Origin of the sequence: Polyangium jinanense (assembly GCF_028435265.1) — a bacterium.
GTDB lineage: Bacteria > Myxococcota_A > Polyangia > Polyangiales > Polyangiaceae > Polyangium > Polyangium jinanense.
Genome location: NZ_JAGTJK010000012.1, coordinates 140,581 through 159,153, shown reverse-complemented (window position 1 = coordinate 159,153; position 18,573 = coordinate 140,581). Strand labels below are relative to the sequence as shown.

The 18,573-nt window shown below is 66.4% G+C and carries 13 protein-coding genes; 6 read left to right on the top strand and 7 right to left on the bottom strand.

Annotated elements, in window-relative coordinates; all coding sequences use genetic code 11:
• The first annotated feature begins 48 nt into the window (after nt 1-48).
• Both KEG38_RS23140 and KEG38_RS23135 read left to right on the top strand, forming a co-directional pair.
• A complete protein-coding gene (locus KEG38_RS23140; RefSeq protein WP_272421929.1) occupies nt 49-1,593 on the top strand; it encodes a methyltransferase regulatory domain-containing protein in 1,545 nt (514 codons plus the stop codon).
• Between the two features lie 38 nt (nt 1,594-1,631).
• Nucleotides 1,632-2,264, top strand: a complete 633-nt coding sequence (locus KEG38_RS23135) for a peptidoglycan-binding protein (protein WP_272421928.1) — start codon at nt 1,632-1,634, stop codon at nt 2,262-2,264.
• Nucleotides 2,265-2,268: 4 nt separating this feature from the next.
• Here KEG38_RS23135 and KEG38_RS23130 read toward each other — a convergent pair whose 3' ends face one another.
• The 3 genes from KEG38_RS23130 to KEG38_RS23120 are packed head-to-tail and all read right to left on the bottom strand — an operon-like array spanning nt 2,269 to nt 7,684.
• Nucleotides 2,269-6,156 carry a penicillin-insensitive murein endopeptidase gene (locus tag KEG38_RS23130; protein WP_272421927.1) on the bottom strand — a complete coding sequence of 1,296 codons (3,888 nt, stop codon included), beginning with the start codon at nt 6,154-6,156 and terminating at the stop codon, nt 2,269-2,271.
• A 26-nt stretch (nt 6,157-6,182) separates the two neighbouring features.
• Entirely contained in the window at nt 6,183-6,398 is a 216-nt protein-coding gene (locus KEG38_RS23125) for a hypothetical protein (RefSeq protein ID WP_272421926.1), read from the bottom strand.
• Nucleotides 6,395-7,684, bottom strand: a complete 1,290-nt coding sequence (locus tag KEG38_RS23120; RefSeq protein ID WP_272421925.1) for an MSCRAMM family protein — start codon at nt 7,682-7,684, stop codon at nt 6,395-6,397. The genes KEG38_RS23125 and KEG38_RS23120 overlap by 4 nt, the downstream gene beginning before the upstream one ends.
• Nucleotides 7,685-7,802: 118 nt before the next feature.
• Here KEG38_RS23120 and KEG38_RS23115 point away from each other — a divergent pair, with 118 nt between their 5' ends.
• From KEG38_RS23115 to KEG38_RS56035, 4 genes are all read left to right on the top strand, one after another.
• Complete coding sequence (locus KEG38_RS23115; RefSeq protein WP_272421924.1) at nt 7,803-9,803, top strand: type VI secretion system Vgr family protein; 2,001 nt, start codon at nt 7,803-7,805, stop codon at nt 9,801-9,803.
• A 10-nt stretch (nt 9,804-9,813) separates the two neighbouring features.
• Complete coding sequence (locus KEG38_RS23110; RefSeq protein ID WP_272421923.1) at nt 9,814-10,566, top strand: toxin-antitoxin system YwqK family antitoxin; 753 nt, start codon at nt 9,814-9,816, stop codon at nt 10,564-10,566.
• A gap of 2 nt (nt 10,567-10,568) precedes the next feature.
• Nucleotides 10,569-10,958, top strand: coding sequence for a DUF4280 domain-containing protein (locus tag KEG38_RS23105; RefSeq protein ID WP_272421922.1), 390 nt, complete (start codon nt 10,569-10,571; stop codon nt 10,956-10,958).
• Between the two features lie 305 nt (nt 10,959-11,263).
• Nucleotides 11,264-12,952 carry a hypothetical protein gene (locus KEG38_RS56035; protein ID WP_372518186.1) on the top strand — a complete coding sequence of 563 codons (1,689 nt, stop codon included), beginning with the start codon at nt 11,264-11,266 and terminating at the stop codon, nt 12,950-12,952.
• Between the two features lie 1,744 nt (nt 12,953-14,696).
• On the opposite strand, the gene tssG is transcribed toward KEG38_RS56035, so the two are convergent.
• From tssG to KEG38_RS23080, 4 genes are read right to left on the bottom strand one after another with little or no spacing between them, the layout of a single operon-like run.
• Nucleotides 14,697-15,758, bottom strand: coding sequence for a type VI secretion system baseplate subunit TssG (gene tssG, locus KEG38_RS23095; protein WP_272421919.1), 1,062 nt, complete (start codon nt 15,756-15,758; stop codon nt 14,697-14,699).
• On the bottom strand, nt 15,722-17,530 hold the full coding sequence (gene tssF, locus KEG38_RS23090; protein WP_272421918.1) for a type VI secretion system baseplate subunit TssF: 1,809 nt from the start codon (nt 17,528-17,530) through the stop codon (nt 15,722-15,724). Before tssF ends, tssG begins: the two co-directional genes overlap by 37 nt.
• The gene (gene tssE, locus KEG38_RS23085; RefSeq protein ID WP_272421917.1) at nt 17,527-18,003 is read right to left on the bottom strand and encodes a type VI secretion system baseplate subunit TssE; all 477 of its coding nucleotides are present in this window, start codon (nt 18,001-18,003) and stop codon (nt 17,527-17,529) included. The genes tssF and tssE overlap by 4 nt, the downstream gene beginning before the upstream one ends.
• A 36-nt stretch (nt 18,004-18,039) precedes the next feature.
• Nucleotides 18,040-18,534 carry an Hcp family type VI secretion system effector gene (locus KEG38_RS23080; protein ID WP_272421915.1) on the bottom strand — a complete coding sequence of 165 codons (495 nt, stop codon included), beginning with the start codon at nt 18,532-18,534 and terminating at the stop codon, nt 18,040-18,042.
• Nucleotides 18,535-18,573 lie beyond the last annotated feature (39 nt).

The window sequence follows — 18,573 nt, the reverse complement described above, 5'->3', positions numbered from 1 at the left end:
GCCCGCCTCCCGATCCCGCCAAGGTGGCGGCCCTTCCGGAGGACGCGCTTGGCCGACGCGAACGAGGATTATTTCTACGAGGCCCTGCCCTTCGCCGAGACGCACCCCGACCACCTCGGCGCGATCGGCGTCCTCTTTGGCCTCCGGCCCGCCCCGCCCGCTCGATGCCGCGTCCTCGAGATCGGCACCGCCACCGGCGGCAACGTCCTTCCCATGGCCGCCGCCTTCCCCGAGAGCCGCTTCGTCGCCCTCGATCGCGCCGAAGACTCGCTCGCCGTCGCTCGAAAACACGCCGAGGGCGCCCGGCTCGCAAACCTCGCCCTCCACCTCGCCGACATCCGCGAATTCGAGGACGAACCCGGCTCCTTCGATTACATCGTCTGCCACGGCGTCTACTCGTGGGTCCCCGACGACGCCCGCGAAGCCATTCGCCGCGTCGTCCGCCGGCACCTCGCGCCCCACGGCCTCGCCTACATCAGCTTCAATACCTTGCCCGGCTGGCACCTGCGCGGCGCGATCCGCGACATGCTACGGCGTGAGGTCGGCACGGAAGGATCCGCCGCCGAGCGCGTCGCGAAGGCGCGCGCTTTTTTGCGTTTCCTCGGCACCGAGGCCACAGGCTCCGATCCCACGCGCGCCTGGCTCGCGAGCGAGCTGCAAACCCTCGCCGAGCTCTCGGACCACTACCTGATCGGTGAGCACCTCGCCCCGAACAACCACGCCGAGTATTTCGCCGACTTCGTCCGCGACATGGAAGGCGCGGGGCTCGCGTTCGTCACCGACGCCCACGTGCCGCTCGTGTTTCCCGAGCGCCTCGGGCCCGCCGCCGACGAGGCCGTCCGGGCGCGGGCAGGCAGTGGCGACCTCGTCTCCCTCCAGCAATCGCTCGACCTCCTCGAGCTCCGGTGTTTTCGCCGCGCCGTCCTTTGCCGCGACGACGCCCCGCTCTCGCCCCGCGTCTCGGCCGATCGAATCTTTTCGCTCGTGCTCGCCTCGCCGCTCGCGCCGGGGGTCACGGCGCCAAACCTCGCCGAGGGCGTGGAGGAAACGTTCATCGGGCCAGGCGGGGCGATCGGCACCGATCAGGCCACGCTCAAGGCCGCGCTCGTCACGCTCTCCGAATACACGCCCGGCGGGCTCCCGTTCGACGCGCTCGCGTGGCAAACCGGCGAGAAGCTCGGGCTCGCGGCGTTCGAGGGCGAGGCGCGGGCGCGGCTCGCGCGAAACCTCCTCGGGCTCTACACGAAAGGCGCGATCCGGCTCTGGGCCTCGCCAAAGCCCGTGGCCCAGGCGCCCGCCGAGCGCCCGCGCGTCTTCCCGTTCGCGCGTTATCAGGCGAGCGTGGGCAGCCCGTTTTGCACCACGCTCCTGCACGAGGGCGTGCAGGTCGACACGTTCGATCGGGCGATCCTCGCGCGCATGGATGGGACGCGTGACGCTTCGGCGCTCACGGAGGCGGCGCTCGAGGACGCGCGTCGCTGTGTGGTGTCGGTGGAGATGAACGGCGCGCCCTGCACGGATGCGGAGGTGTTCGCCGAGATCACCGAGCAGAAGCTCCTGCGCTTTGCGCGGATGGGCTTTTTGATGGAGTGATCGGACAGCGCGACGTGTATCATCGCCTGGGAATCGCCATGGCAGGCACGACACACGACGTCCAGGCGGGGGAGTGCATCGCGACGATCGCGGCGAAATACGGTCTTCCGTGGAAGACGGTATGGGAGGCGCCGGAGAACGCGGCGCTGCGCAAGCTGCGCAAGGATCCGAACGTGCTCGCGCCGGGCGACAAGGTGACGGTGCCGCAGCCGAAGCCGAAGCCGTCGCCGATCGAGACGGGCAAGTCGCACAGGTTCGTGGTCAAGCGCGAAAAGGTCCGGGTCTACCTGAAGCTCACCGCGGGCCAGGAGCCGCTCGCGAACGAGCCCTGGGAGATCGAGTGCGGCGAGCGCAAGCTCGAGGGGACGACAGGGGACGACGGGACACTGGAAGCCGAGGTGCCGGCGGATCAGGCCGAGGCGGTGCTGAAGCTGCCGAACCGGCGACAAACGTACAAGCTCGCGCTCGGCGAGCTCGAGCCGATCGACACGATCCGCGGGGCGCAAACGCGCCTCAAGAACCTCGGGCTTCATGCCGACGAGCCGAGCGGCACGCTCGACGAGGCGACGACCGCGGCGATCGAGGCCTTCCAGCGCGCCGAAAAGATCTCCGTGACGGGCAAGTACGACGCGACGACGCAGAAGGCGCTCGCGAAGGTGTACGGGCTCTAGCGGCTCAGGTGAGCTCCGAGTCCGAGCGCTTCGCCTTCTTGGCGTAGTCGCACTTCTTGTACACCGACTTGTGGCACCACTTGCACTCCTCCTCGGGGTGCTCGTTCGTCTTCAGCCCCGGCTTCACGTCGACGTGGTAATGGTGGTGGTGCCCCGATAACGCGAACGCCTCGGGCACCTGGTCGGTCACGTACTTGCAATTGAAGAGGACGCGCTTCGCGCCGTGCTTGATGAGCAGCTGCGTGAGCGACAGGGACTCCTCTTTCTTGAACGTCGCCCGGTTGATGCTGCACAGCTCATCGGAGTCGAGGTCCACGCCGGTGCCGTCCTGGTGGGACTTGTGCGGGTCCATCTTGCCACCGTTGTAGAGCGAGACGTCCCCGACCAGGAACAGCGACTTTCCTTGCTCCTTCCAGGCCTTGCCCGCGGAGGTGAGCATCTTGATCATCTCCTTCGTGCCCCAGTTGTCCTTCGGGATGCAATTGTCGTCGCGCACCTCGTCGTACCGCTCGTAGTTCTCCGAAGGCGGGAGCTGATAAAACTGACCGTAATCGCCCGCCTTGTGCCCGGGCCGCTCGTAGTTCGCTACCTTCGTCTTTTCCTTGATGAGCTTCGCCGTCGCCGCGTCGACCTCCCCCGTCTCCTTCAACCCGTGCTCGCGCTGGAAGAGCATGACGGCGCCGCGCACCGTGCCGCCGAAATTGCCGTCGGCGTTCATCCCCTTGTTCGAGCTCGCGGCGCTGATCCAGTAGCCGAGCTCGAGCAGATCCTTCTGCAGCTCGACCACGTATGTGCCCTTCTCCTTGCGCGCGAGGCCGCCCCAGGTCTGCTTGCCGTCGTCGTCGCCCTTCTTCAGCACGTAATCGCCGTACGCGACGCCGGACCATTGCGTCTCCGTGGCGACCTTCGGATCCTCCTTCGTCTGCGCCGGCTCGGTGCGCGGGGCGGGGGTCTCCTCGATCTTGGTCATCGCGTAGACGAACCCGATCGGGTTGTAGTGCCAGACGATCGGGCTCTTCGGCAGCTCCACCTTCTTGCCCTCCGCCTCCTTCCACCACAGGTAGGGCCGCATCTTGTCGGCGAGCCCCGAGACGCTGTAGAGCCCCCTCGATTGGATCTGCGCGACGGCCTTGTCGATGTCGCAGCCCCACTCGCTCATGAACCGGCACGCGTAGTATCGCAGCGATTTCGCCTTGGGATTGTTCTTGTAGAAATCGTTCAGCTCGGACGCGGAGATCGTGTCGTTGTACCCCCAGAACTCCTGCTCGATCATGTCGAAAATCTTCTTCACGTCCATGTTCAGATTTTCGTCGGGATCGTCGGCGGACGGCCAGTCCGGGAAGAGGGGCTGCTCCGAGAAGACCTCCCAGTGAATGCCCGCCTGCGCCCCACCCGAGGCCCCCGTCATCGTGCCCGCCGTCCAGATCTGCTCCCCCGCGACCACCGGTTTGTCGAGCTTGACCACGTCGCCGGACTTGAGCTTGTCGAGGATCTCCGCGCTCGGCGCCTTCGTGAGGCTCATGCGTTTGTCGAGCTTCGCGACGAACCCCTCCTTGTTCGCGAGCTTCGCGTCTTTCGCCTTGGTGACGCGGACCTTCATCCACTGATAACTCCCCGCGGTCACGAGGTCGGGGGTGAGCTGCACGAACGTGTCGCCGGAGACGAGCGTACCGATCTGCGTCTTGTCCGGATCCGGGACGCCCGGCGCGCTGCGGAGCCGGACGTCGTCCGACACGCTCCACTGCGCCCCCGAGACCCAGGGGATCGAGGCGAGGACGGAGTTCGTCGTGTCGAGCGCCTGGGGCCCGAGGTGCATGTAGAGCGAATACACCACCCGCGTCTCGGACGGCTTCACGCGCTCCTTCGGCGGCGCGTACCTGGGCGTGACGAGCAAGGACGTGGCGGCCACATAGCCGACCTTGTCCTTCAGGCCTTCCTTCGCCGATTTGGAAACGACGACGTGCGCCCACGAGACGCCGTCCTTCTTCGGATGGGGGACGGTCTTCAGCAGCACCTCGTCGCCCACCTTCAAGGTATCGACGACGGCCGCGGCGTTGCCCGGCTCCTTGCGGAGCACGAGCGTCTCGGCGCGGATCGTGTACCCGATGAGGGTGCGCTTGAGCAGGGCATTCGCCTTGTTCAAGCGATCCCCGTCGATCTCGTGCCGGATCAGGATGAAGTTCCTGCTGCCGAAGGCCCCCTTCGATTTGTCCGCCGCCGCGGGCAGCCGCGCGGCGACGATCCGCCCGTCGAACATCGCGTGGACCGCGGTCCCCTCGGCGACGTGCAAATGGGCGCCGCCGTGCCAGGTCGTATTCGTCCCGAGAGGGAAATAGCCGCTGTCGATCGTCTTCTCGGTGTGCTCGAACATCGCGAGCGTGGTCGAATTGTCGATCTTCTTCCCTTTGCCGATGTCCACGGGGAACCCCATGGACGGCGCGTCCCTCGGCGCGAGGGAGTCGCCCTTGACGAGCGTGTAGATGAGCGACCGCTTCCCGTCGGCCGAAGGCTTGGGCGCGAGCTCGTTGTTGATCGTGCCCTTCAGGGAGTGATCGGACTCGATGACCTCCATGAACCGCAGGTACCGGTCGCCGCGCATGAGGACCTGGCACCCGTCGGACCACCCCTTGCTGGGCGTCCAGCCGCTCGGCACCTCGCCGCCGTAATGGATGTTGATCGAGGCGTTCTGCGTGACCCCCGTGGTCTCAGCGCCCACGGATCCTGCCGCGCTTGCATCGTGCACGCGGACGATGCCGACCGTCGGGTCCGGGTTCAATGCGCGGTAACCGGCTCCCGGCGGCTGCGTCTTGTTCGTGTTGTAGTAATCGCGCCACGCGGGGAGCTTGTTGTACGGGTAGGGCGTGCCGTCTTCCTTGAGCTTCTTGTGGATCGCCAGGCAGTACTTGTGCTGCCCGAGGATGATCACGGCCCCCTTCGAGCCCGTCCTCGTCCACTCGCTCGAGTAGTGGAACTTCTCGACGTGCTTCGCGCCGTCCTTCTTGTAGACGAGGAAAAGCGTGTCGTCGTATTTCGTGTTCGTGCTCGGCACGGGCACCATCTGGTCGGCGTCGAACCCGCGCGCGCCGAGCAGGTTCACGCGGCCCTCCTCGTCCTGGAAGTCGAATTCGGGTTTGCCCTCGTTGCCGAACGCCTTCTGCTCCGCCTTCCACACGCTCCGGAGGTGATCGTAGAGCTCTGCCTCGCCCATCGTCTTGAGGTCAAACGATTTGGTCGGCGTGCTGTACGTCACATCCTCGTGATCGGCCGTGTCGTCCGTCTGCGGCGCGTCCTTCAGGTACTTGCTCCGCCGATCGAAACGGTCCTCCGGCACCGCGCTCCAGTTCGACCGATTGGAGAGGTCCGCGCGGAAGCGCGCATAATCGTTCTCGACGACGAGCTTCTGGATGCGCTTGCGCGACGCGGGCGTGTAGTCGCCGCGGAACCTGAGATCCACGAGCACGTCGAGGATGCGCGGGTGGAGCGTCTTGAAGTCCACGACGCCGTAGATGTTCTGACAATCTTCCTTGTCGCAGATGCGCTTGACGTCCTTCTCGTGCCACGCATACGTGGACTCGAAGAGCGCGAGCTGCTGGTCCCACGTGAGCTCGGGCAAGACGCCCTTGTTGTTCGTGACGAACGTCCGCGCCTCGGACCCCGTGAGCCCCGCGCCTTTGGCATACTTCTTCGCGACATCCGCGGACAGACCCGCCGCGACGAAATCTTTTTCGACGTCCGCGGACGAACGGTCCTTCATGTCGTAGCCGCGGCCGATCGTCACGCCCGACCCCATCGTCGGGTGGTGGAGCACGCGCGAGTAATAAGGCGAGCTGCTCGAGTCGCTGCCCTCGGCCTCGAACGTGAGCACCCCTTTCGTCGGCATCTTCTTGCTCATGGCGTTCTCCAGGATGCGTCGTCAGCTCAAGCGGACAGGACAAACGGCCGCAGCACTTCGAGCGTACACACCGCTCGTGTCCCGTCCGCCGACCGCGCCACGCAGCGCACGCCCATATCCTCGATGGAGCCCTGCGCGGGCGGCCCCGGGGGGGACGCGCCGGCCTCGGGCTCCGCCGCAGGTTCGCGGTCCGGATCCCACTCGGGAATCCCGAGATCGGAGTAAAGGACTTCGTCGCTCATGTGCCTCGTTCTCCCGGCCCCCACGTGCTGCCATCGATATCCGGGAACGTGACGGTCCCGCTGCCCGACGGAATCCCGTCGACGCGCGCTTTCCCTTGGTCGTCGAGCGTCCCCTCGACCACCTTGCCGCCCTCGAGCTCGATACGATATCGCGCGCCGGCGCGGGGCTTCGGCGGGTCGTCGTCGTCGACGAGCTCGATCTCGACCCACGCCTCGTCCGCGGAGACCGCGGAGGACGACGACGAAGACGGAGGCGGCGGCGCGGCGGCGCCTGCGCTGCCTGCGCCGTTCGTCCCCCAAAACCCGGCGTCGATGTCCGGGAACGTGACGGTCCCGCTGCCCGACGGAATCCCATCGACGCGCGCCTTGCCGTCGTCGTCGAGCGTCCCCTCGATCACCTTGCCGCCCTCGAGCTCGATTCGATACCGCGCGCCGGCGTAGGGCTTCGGCGGATCGCCGTCGTCGACGAGCTCGATTTCGACCCAATCCAGCGCGGCCTCGGGGCCCTTCTTCCCGTCGCTTTGATCGCTCTTCACCGGCCCGGCCCCGACGGGATTGTCGAAGCGGCGGTTCGTGTCGACCCGCGTGAGCGGCCACATCAAATCGATGAGACCCTTTGCCGCCGGACGCGGCCCCGCCGCGATCTCGGCCGCCGCGGCGACGTACGCGTCCTTCACTTGCGGATCGGGCAGCAGGATCTTGCCCTGCGGATGCAGTTGCAACCCGAGATCGAGATCGACCTTCGTGTTCGCGAGCTTCACGCCGCTCGCCTCTTCGGCGGCGAGCAGCACGAGCTCCTTCGCGAGCGTCGAGGGACGTTTTTGCAGGCCAAACGCCCCGAAGAGCAGATCGCCGAGTTTCGCGACGAGCTTCAGCGTGGAGTCGATGATCTGATCGGACTCGACACGCGCGAGGACCGGATATTCGGGTGGGACCTCGGGCGCGGGGCGCAGGTCGCCGGCCTCGTTCTTCGGGCCGGTCAAAGGCGTGGCGTCCGCGCCTTCGACGAGGAAGCCCTCGAGCTCGATCCCGATGTCGAGCGGGCGCACGTGGACGAGCGTGAGCGAGCCGCGCAGGTAACGGTCCGCGAGCTGCTCGATCACGAGCTCGTCGCGCATGTTGTGGATCGACGTGCGATGCAGCTCGTCGGCGAGGATGCGCCGAAGCTCCAGCATGCCTCCACGATCGGTCGCGACGCTGCGCAGAAAGGCGAGGATCCCGTGCCTGTCGAGGCGCTTCGGCCTCCCGAACTGGAAGAGACCATGGCCCGTTCGGAAGAACGTCATCGGCAGGTCTCTTCCTGAAAGCACACCACAGCGCGCTCGATCATCGATGAGTGTGCGCCGGAGATCAAGCCTCTTGCCGAAAACCCGAGAAGCCCGGTACGCTCTCGTCTGAAGATCCATGCCTTATCCGCAGGGCACCCTCGGCATCGCCATCTCGACGCCCTTCGGCGCGGACGCGGTGCTGCTCGTCGATCTGCATGGCGAAGAGCGGATCTCGGGGCTCTTCCGCTTCGAGCTCGAGCTTTTGTCGCCGGAGAAGGCGCTCGACTTCAAGGCGATCGTCGGCAAGGGCGTGACCTTGACGATCCGGGGCATGGCCAAGGAGAAGCCGCGCTTCATCCACGGGATCTGCACGCGGTTCGTCCAGGCGGGGCGCGTCGGCAAGCAGACGCGTTACCGCGCGGAGCTGCACCCGTGGTTATGGCTGCTCGGCAAGACCAGCGATTGCCGGATCTTCCAGGAGAAGAGCGTGCCCGACATCCTGAAGGCGCTCTTCCAGGAGCTCGGCTTCTCGTCGGGCGAGCACTTCAAGGATTCGCTGAAGGGCTCCTACACCCCGCGCCCCTACTGCGTGCAGTACCAGGAGACCGCGCTCGATTTCGTGTCGCGGCTCATGGAGGACGAGGGGATCCATTATTATTTCAAGCACGAGGACGGCAAGCACGTGATGGTGCTCTCGGACGACAGCGCGTCGGCCGCGCCGTGCCCGAACCTCGACAAGGCGCGGTTCGTCGAGCAGTTCTCCACGTCGACGGACGAGGACGCCGTCCTCGAGTGCACGCTCGAAGAGGAGATCGTCGCGGGAAAGTACGCGTCGACGGATTACAACTTCGAGATGCCGAGCACGTCGCTGCTCGCGGAGGTCTCGGGCGAAACGGCCAAGCTCGAGCTCTTCGAGTACCCGGGCGGGCACATCGAGAAAAGCCCGGGCGACACGCGCGCGAAGCTCCGCATCGAGGCCGAGGAGGCGCGGGCGGTGCGTTTGTCGGGTACATCGAGCTGCCGCGCCTTCACGGCGGGGCACGCGTTCAAGCTCGACGAGCACGATCGGGACGACGCGAACACGGACTGGGTTCTCACCTCGATCATGCACCGCGCAAGCCAGGAGGGGTACACGAATACCTTCGAGGCGTTCCCGAAGAAGACGTCGTACCGCCCGCCGCGCATCACGCCGAAGCCCGCGATCCCCGGCACGCAGACGGCCGTCGTCGTGGGCAAGAGCGGCGAGGAGCAGTGGACCGACGAATACGGGCGCATCAAGGTCCAGTTCCACTGGGATCGCAAGGGCGCGAAGGACGACAAGAGCTCGTGCTTCGTGCGCGTCGTGCAGGCGTGGGCGGGCAAGAGCTGGGGCGCGTGGTTCTTGCCGCGCATCGGGCAGGAGGTCGTCGTGAGCTTCATCGACGGCGACCCGGACAGGCCGCTCGTGACGGGCTCGGTGTACAACGCCGAGCAGACGGTGCCTTATGGGCTGCCGGGCGCGCAGACGAAGAGCACGATCCTGAGCCGATCGTCGAAGGAGGGCGAGGCGGGGAACGAACTGCGCTTCGACGACAAGAAGGATAACGAGGAGTTTTACGCGCACGCCCAGAAGGACATGCTCTTCGAGGTGGAGAACGACTGGACGGTCAAGGTCCTCCACGATTACACGAAGAACGTCAAAAACGAGCGGAAGGTGACGATCGAGGAGGGCGACGAGACGCTCACGGTCACCAAGGGCAACCGCACGATCAAGGTCGACAAGGGCGACGAGACGCACAGCGTGAAGGGCAAACGCACGCTCACGGTCACCAAGGACGAGGCGCACACGAACAAGGCGAACCTCGATTACAAGGTGACGAAGAACTACACGATCAAGGTCGACGGCGACCTCGTGATCGAGGCGAAGAGCGTCACGATCAAGGCCAAGCAGGCGTTTTCGATGAAGGCGGGCACGGATTTCAAGGCCGAGTCCGGGACGGCGATGGACCTGAAGGCCGGCACCGATTTCAAGGCCAAGGGCGGGACGAACATGACGCTCGAGGGCGCGATCGCGCTGAAGGCGAAGGGCGGCGCGCAGGCGGCGGTGGAGGGCGGCGGCATGCTGACCTTGAAGGGCGGCATGGTGAAGATCAATTAGCGAGGATCCGATGCCGACCGACCACGAAGAGCGCGACGAGAACGGCAAGCTGATCTCCCGGTTCGAGATGGAAGACGGCGTGCTCCACGGCGAGTTCGTCCAGTACGGGGAGACCGAAAAGCAGATCGCGCACCGGGCGAATTACAAGAACGGCAAGCTGCACGGTTTGTCGATCACGTACGATCCGGAAGGACGCGAGGTCGAGCGTTCGTCATTCCAGGACGGCGTGCTCCACGGCGAGACGAAGATCGTAGACGAGAACGGCAAGGTCTCGCAGATCGTCACGTTCGCGAAGGGCGAGCAGCACGGGCCGACGCGGCTCTACGACGACGGCCGGCTCCGGACGCTCATGCATTTCGAGAAGGGCAAGCAGAACGGCCCGTTCATGTCGTTCGACGAGCAGGGCAACGAGGTCGTCCGGTCGTTCTACAAGAACGGCAAGCTCGAAGGGGAATCCTTGTTCCTCGACGGCAAGGGCAACACCCTGCGCAAAGCGAGCTACAAGGCCGACAAACTGCACGGGGAGGTGATCGAGTACTTCCCGAACGGCGAGGTCCGCGAGCGCGCCATCTATGACAACGGCAAGAAGCAAGGCGACGCGTTCAGCTACGACGTGCAGGGCAAGCTGAAGGCGAAGGCGACGTACAAGGACGGCGAGAAGCGCGGCGAGGTCGAGTACGACGACAAGGGCATTCCGAAGGCGAAGGAGGAGAAAAAAGAGTCCTTCTTCGACAAGGTCGTGAACAAGCTCGCGGGAGGCTGACGATGGGCCAGCACGTATGCATGGGGGCGATGATGCAATGCAGCTTCGGCGTGGCGCCGAGCTCGCTCACGGTGCTTCCCGCGAACCGGACGATGAACAGCGCGGGGCCGCTGGCGAACATCATGGACGGCAAGCCCATGCTGAACGTGCTGCCGTTCGGGATGTGTCAGAGCCTGGCGAACCCGACGGTGGCCGCGGCGACGGCGGCGGCGATGGGCGTGCTCACGCCAATGCCGTGCATTCCGAACACGCCGGCGCCGTGGATCGTCGGTGCCCCAACGGTGCTGCTCGCGAACATGCCCGCGCTGAACAACAGCTCGAAGCTGATGTGCATGTGGGGCGGGGTGATTCAGATCTCGTTCCCCGGGCAGGTCACGGTGCAGGTGCCCTGAGCGCTCTTCAAGGCTTGTTGCCGCTGCCAGGCCATTTGCTGCCGGGGGCGGCGGGAACGACGGGCTTGGCCGCGGGCGTGGCGGGCGGCGCGGGCGCGGCGGGCGCGGGTTTCGCGCCGGCAGGGATCACGGGGGCGGCGGGCGCGGCGGGCGCGGGTTTCGCGCCGGCAGGGACGGCGGGCGCGGCCGGCGGCTTCGGCGCGGGCGCGAAGGGGGCCACGTCCGCCGGAGCGGGAGGCGCGGGGGCCTGAGGCGCGGGGGCGGGAGGAAAGGCGGGCTTTTCGCCGGTTTTTGGCACCCCGGGCATGCCGCCTTCGGGCACCTGCGGTTTGCCTTCCGGCATCGCAGCTTTGCCTGGGGGCGCCGGAGCCTTGCCTTCCGGCACGCCGGGCACCGCCTTGGCAGCCGGAACGTCTACCTTGGCAGCCGGAATGTCTACCTTGGCGGCCGGCGCCGCCTTCGGGGCGGCCGGAATTTCTACCTTGGCGGCCGGCGCCGCTTTCGGGGCGCCCGGAATTTCTACCTTGGCGGCCGGCGCCTCTACCTTGGCGGCCGGCGCCTCTACCTTGGCGGCCGGCGCCTCTACCTTGGCGGCCGGCACCTCTACCTTGGCGGCCGGAGCCGCTACCTTGGCAGCCGGATCCGGTACCTTGGCGGCCACCGCCGCTACATCGGCGCCTGGTTCCGGTTTCGAGACGTCCAGTTCCGGTTTCGAGACATCCGGCGCCGATTTCGGGACATCCGGCGCCGATTTCGAGGCATCCGGAGCCGCCACCTTGGCATCCGGAACCGCCACCTTGGCATCCGGAACCGCCACCTTGGCATCCGGAACCGCCGCCTTGGCATCCGGAGCCGCTGCCTTGACATCCGGAGCCGCCGCCGCGCCGTCCGGAGCCGCCTCCGCGCCGCCCGGAGCCGCGGCCGCCTCCCCTTCCGGAGCCGCCGCCTCGCCCTCGGGCACCGCCAAGCCATCCGCGCCGCCCGCATCCGCGCCCGCCGCCGCGCCATCCGCCCCGCCGGCCTTGGCCTGCGCACCCGCGCCGGCTTGCGCGCCGTCGCCTCCCTTGCGCACGTCCTGGGCCTCTTTCATCGATTGCATCGCGGCCTTGCCGGCATCCTTGACGATGTCCTTCGCCTTTTCGAGGCCCTTCGTCAGGTTCTCCGCCGACGCCTTGATCGCGTCGCCCGTCGAATTCGCGGCCGCCACGACCTCCGCGGCCGCGGCCTGCGCCGCCTGCGCCGCCTGCGTGCAGGTGTCCGTCGCCTCCTTGGCGACCGCCGTCATCTTCTCCTTCGCCGCGGCAATGACGTTCTTGGCCTTCTCGCCCTCCGTCCGCACCTCGCCCATCTGCTGCGAGAGCACGTCCGTCAATGACTTCGCCGCGCCGTCGAATCCAGCCGCGCTCATCGCGGCCGCCGCCTGCTCGGCTGCATTGTTCACGGCCTCGGCCGCATTCACGCCCGCCGTCACCGCGGCCTGCGCCGCATTCGCCGCCGACGCGATCATCCCTTCGAGCCCGCCCGAGACCGCGAGGTTGATCGCGCCCGCCGCGTCGAGCCCCGCGCCCGCCGGGACGATGAGCGCGAGCGATCCCTGCACCGCGCCGAAATCGCCCCGGATGCCGCCGAGGACCCCGTACGCCGCTTTTTTGATCTCCGACAGCGTCGTCCGCGCCTTCAGGAGAATGTCGTCCTTCGTCGCATTGGCGAGCCCCTTCGCCAGCGTGATCTCGCGCTCGACCGCGAGCCGCGCGACCTGCTCCAGCTTGATGAGCCGCGCCGGGATGTCGTTGACGAGCGCATTCGTCTTTTCCTCGAACGCGGCGCCGAGATCCTTGAAGCGCTGGATGGACGTCTCCACCGTCCTGCGAATGGAGGCCACGAGCGCGAGGACCTGCGTCTCGATGAGGTCCTTCATCTCCGAGGCAAGCTGCTTGAACCGCGCCTCGGCCGCCTTGATCGCCCCCATGATGTCGGCGAGCGTCTTCTCGTAGAACGTCTTGCCCGCCTCGACGAGCGCATCGGCCGCGGCCTTGATCTGCTTCTTGCAGTTTTCGAGGTAATCGGGGATCTTCTTCGTGATCGCGTCGACGAGCGTCTTTTGCAGCTCCTCGAACGTCTTCTTGACCGCCTCGCCCTTGTCCTTGATGGACGACGCGATGCTCGTCGCAATCTGGACCGCCTGCATCGCAAGCTTCGGTCCGAGCGCGGCGATCTGCGCGACGACCTTGATACCCTGCGCCTGGATCTTGGGCTTCAGCAGGGTCGCCTGCATCTCGAAGTCCTTGATCAGCTTCTCCCCTTGGGCCTTCGTCTTGGCCTCGATCTGCTTGATCGCAGCCTCGCCCTTGGCCCGGATCTTGGGGATGACCGAGGTGTCCTCGGAATAACCAGCGCTGATGAAGTCGGCGAGCGCGTCGTCGTGCCCTTTCGCGCCCTCGGCCACGAGGTCCCGGACGATCTTGTCGGCATCGAGGTTCAGGTCGGCCTGGAGCGCCTTGATCGAGGCGTTCATCTTGCCGCCGAGCTCCTCGACCGAGCCGATGACGGACTCCTCCATCGTCTGGAGGATCTTCTTGCATTCAGCCTCGAACGTGCCGAGTAGCTCGTTCGCCGCCTTGCGGACGTCCTCCAGCGTGCCGAGCGTCAGATCCCGGATCTGTTCGAGCAGTTTGTCGAGGAGACGATCGAGATCCGCCTTGATCCCACGCACGAGCGCGAAGCCGTCGGCGAGGAGTTTGTCGACGGTGCTCGTGATCGTGAGCAGCGCCTGGTTGAGCAGCTCCGCCGTGCGCGCCACGAGCCCGTGCGCGAGGTTCGAGATCTCGTCGATCGTCTTCTGGATCGCGTCATTGACCTTCGCGAGGATGTCCTGCGCACACTGGTTGATGCGAGCGGGGACCTCGCCGATCGCGCGCCGCACGTCGCCGATCGTCTGCATGATCGTGTCGTCGGTCTGCTTGACCAGCGACTTGAGCGTCTCGCGCGCCTGCTCGATCGAGTCCTTCGTGGCACTACGCAGCTCCGCGACGACGGCGTCGACGTTCGCCGACATCTCGACCTTCGCGCCGTCGTGATCCGGCACCTTGGCGAGCGCCGCTTCGAACTTGCCGCGCACGTCGTCGCCGATCGCCTGGATCTTGCCGTCGATCTGCCCCTCGAGATCGCCGAGCTTCTGATCGACGGTGTCGGCCTGCGTCTTGACCGCATCGAGGACCTTCTTCGCCTGATCCTCGCCGAGCTGTCCGATCTCGTCGATCTTGCCCTTCGCCTGATCGGCCGCGTTCCGAATCTGATCCTGCGCCGTCTTGACGAGCGAGTCTTTTTGCGATTCGAGCTTGCCCTCGACCTCGTCGACGAGTCCGTCGAGTTTGTCCTTGGCCGTCTTGATCGCATCCTCGCCCATCTTCTTGAGCTCGGGCGTGATCCCTTTGAGCTGGCCTTCCGTCTCCTTGATGGCCGTGTCGATGCCGGACGAGATGCCGTTCTTGGTCTCGTAGAGGGCCTTGTTGAGCTTGAGGATCTGCTCTTCGGCCTTGCTGATGATCTGGTTCGTGGAGTCACGGACGGTAGAGACGCCCTTCGTGACCGTGACCTCGGCCTTGTCGATCTGCTCCGTGGCGAACTTCCCGAGCTTGCTCGGAATGCTCTCCGTGGCGCCCTGGCTCTGTTCTGCAGTCGTCATAAGGCCTCAGCAGAACGATATCCCGGCGCGCAGACGGTTGACAAGGGAGTGTTTCAGCCGCCCGGCGCCTCACCGAGGCCTTTCCGAATGGCCGCACGCGACAAACGCACCTCGCGCACCCTGCCGCCGTGCTTGTTCACGTTTCCGAGCCAGGCGATTTGGCCGAGGAGCGCGCACGTGGCGCGGCCGAGCTCGATCCGCGGCGCCTCGCCCTCGGCCAGCACGAGGATGAGGCCAAAGTGGAATCGTGCGCCTGCATAAAAACGGACGAGGGAGCAGAGAGGCCGGAGCGCGTCGCCGTCCGGGAGGAATCGCAGGAATTCATCGAGCTTCATGGGCCCGATGCGCAGATCGAACGTGGACTCCTGATCCCAGAAACGGCCCCCCAGACATGCGTCGCGGCCGAGTGCGCGGTTCTGACCGGATCGGCCGATCGCCGTGCGATCGTTTTCCTCGATCGGGTGAAAGGCGCCTGTGAGCGGGATGGGCTCGATGGGGACGCCGAAATGCCGGCGGAGAATGGCGACGAGGCCTTCGAGCGAACGGGACTCGCTTCCGAGGTTTGCCGCGTGTTCGAGCAGGGCGCGATCCTGGACCGCGAGGCGGCCTTCGAGCGCCTGAAAGCCGAGGCCCATGAGCGCGAAGAGGTGCCGCGCCGCGCCGTCTTTTTCGGGCGAGGAGATGCCGAGGCCGAGGCGATGGTTCTTGCGGATGCGATATGCGAACGAGACGAGGCGATGGTTGAAGATGTCGAGGAAATCCCGCGCCGCGGTGTCGCCGCGGACGGCGCGCATGTAAATCGACTCGACGATCGGCGGCGGCAGTGGGCCGAGGGCGCCGCCGAGACCGAGGAAGTTCACGAGCATCTGCGCGGGCTCGCGTTCGCGGTGCGGCGGGCGAATGCGCGCGACGTCGGTCTCGGGGAAGGCGAGCGCGATGCTCCCGGCGAATCGCACGGACTCGCGCGAAGGATCGGAGCCCTCGCCGACGGGGACGGCGTCGCCTTCCCGAAAGCGTTCGAGGAGGGAGACGGCCTGATAAAAATCGAAGGCGTGCCCCTCGTCGAAGAGCCAGGCCTCTACAGAAGGGCTCTTTCGCCAGCCGTGGGCGGCCATCGTTTCCAGACCTCCGCGCGCGAGGCGCGCTTCAGGACGAGCTCGGTGAACGCATTGATGTGCGCCTGCAAGGCGAAAAATCGGCTCAAGACCGAGGCCAAAAGGACCGGGCTCGATCCGGCGAACTGCTCGTCCGCGAGCGTGAGCGTGATCTCGAGGCCCCGGCAATACCCCCGCCACGCGTCATTGCCGAGGCGACGCGTGACCACGCGGCTCGAAATTTCGAGGAGCGCGTCGATCTGGCGCTCGGCGTCGGGCGAATCGCCGAAGACGTAGGCGCGCAGGATCTCGCGGAGCGCGGCGACGCCGGTCTTGCCGTCCGTGATCGAGAGGTGGTTCTGCGAAAGGTTCGAGACGAGCCGCCAGAGCGCTTCGCCGCCCATCGGCGCGGCGCGCTGGGGGGTTGGTTTCGTCAGACAAACGATTTTCTTGGCCGGGACGGGGCGCTCGGGGGAGAGCTGCGTGTCCTTGGCGATCTCGTTCGCGAGGTCGCGGTTCGTGCAGAGGACGCCGGCGTAAACGGTCTCCGACGGGGGACGTGAGAGCTTGAAATCGGTGTCGACGAACGTGAGCCAGACGTCGGTGCCCGGCAGATCCTTGCGGCCCGTGGCGACGCGGCGCGCGTGCCAGAACGCGCGGGGTCTTTCGCCCGCGCGGTGGTGCACGAACGAGAAGAAAGGCGCGTAATCGATCTGCTTGGGCTCGCCGGGCGCCGTGGCCGCGACGCGCGTGATCGAATGGATCTCCGTGGTCCGCTCGCGACGCGCGTCCGCGACGAGGCGATATTCGGGCCGGGTGTGATCGACGCGGATGGGCTCGGCGCTGCGCGGGAAGAGGTTGATGATCGGGGTGCAGCCGAGCTTCAACGTCGTCGGGCGAACCGCGACGCCGGCCGGCGGCTTCTGATCGAAGAGGACGAGGATCTTCGCGTTCTTGCGCGGCGGGAGCTTCGGCAGTTCGAGGTCGAAGAAATGGAACTTCTCCGGGAACGCGAAATACTCCTGCACGAGGCGATGGCCGCGGTGCGCGTGCGGCGGATACGGCAGGACGTCCTCGTTCGCCTCGAAGCCGACGGGCCGGATCTTTCCGTAGGCCCAGTCCTCCGAGGGTTTTTCCCCGACCACGAGGACCTGCACGGCGTGCGCCGCGAGCAGATCGTAGAGGCGCGCCGCGCCCATGCCCCCGCCCGTGATGTGGAAGCGGAGCGAGCGCATGCCGAGTTTGTCGAGCGGAACGCCGCCCGTCGCGATCTCGATCTCCAGCGCCGCCGCCGCGTTCGTGAGCAGCCACGAGGGAACGTCGAGGTTCTCGGGCGGGACCATGCCCGCATTGACGATCTCGATCGGCCAGAGCGTGACCGGATACGCGGTGCGGAAATGACAGACCGGCCCGGTTTGCGAGGCCGCGAAAAGCGGCGTGTGCTTCTCGACCGTGTACCCGGAGCCGAGCTTGGCCTCCTTCGGGTCGATCTCGAACCCGGCGATCGCCATCGCCGGCACGGGACACGCGAGCTGCGGATAAAGGGTGCCGAGCAGCGAGGTCGTGTAAATCGGCAGCTCCGCCTCGATGTCGCGCGTGAGGCGCGCCGAGAGGAACGCGAATGCCTCGACCAGGCGCTCGACGTGTGGATCGGACGAGGCCTGGTTCGAGGTGCCGAGGCGCGCCGCGATCTTCGGATAATCCTTGGCGAACTCGGCGCCACGCTCGCGCAGATACGCGAGCTCACGCGCATACAGCTCGAGCATTTCCCGATCCGGATCACCCTTGCTCATGCGGCCCCCGGGCCTCCTTCGAGCGGCGCCTCGAACGAGAGGGGCTCACGCACCTCGTCGGTGACGAGCGTCGCCGAGAGCGCGACCACGAGGCGCGCATGCGGCGGCGCGTCCTCGCATCGCTTGATTTCCACGCGTACGTTCTGGAGCCTCGGCTCGTACGCCTCGATCGTCTTTTGCACGAGGCGCACGAGACGGCGAAGCTCCTCCGGGACGAGCGCACGGCCGCCGAGCTCGAGGTCGGGCAAACCATAATCGATGGTCGTGCGCTGCCGGGAGAGAGCCTCGTCGCCGGAGATGGGGCTGCGGGTGCCGAGGATTCGACCGAGCTCGCGGGCCACCGAGGCGCGCAGCCCGTCTCGATCGAGGGTGCAATAGGGGACGGCTTCCTGTTTTTGAGCAGGGTTCTCGTCGACCAGCCGGTCGAACAGGGGAACCCTGCCCGCGCTCGTGGCTCCCCACGCTTTCGCCATTCTGTCGTTCCCCTGGGACGCCGAATCGTCCTCGGGTTAGAGCTTCTTGTTTTCCTCGAGCGTCCACCCCGCCTCGGCCGTGCCCTTCTTGCCGGCCGGCGAAGGCTGGCCCTGCTGGGCGTACGACCACTTGATCTTGCGGTAGTTGAACGTGACCGTCTCGACCGGACGACCGCCGCTGCCGCCGCTCACCGCGACGTTCGTCAGGATCACGTCCTCGAACGTGATCTTGTAATAAAGAACCATGTCGCCGTCATTCTTGTCGGCCTGGAAGACGGTGAGCTCGGCCTTCTTGATGTTGTCGCCGCCGCTGCACTTGAGGTTCAGCGTGGGCGACGAGATGTCGAGATACTTGCTGAACGTGAAGTCCGAATGAACCGTGCGGCCGTGCGCGCGCGCGTTCGCCGAGCCGCCCGCCGTCAGAGGCATCGCGACGGTGTGGCTGAAGGAAAGGATCTCGATCTTGTCCTTCCCCTGGCTCGCCGTGCTCTCGCCTTTGACGCCCTCGATCTCCAAGAAACTAGTTTCCATCGTGCAATCCTCCGCGTCCCCGTCGACCGTCGCCGCCCG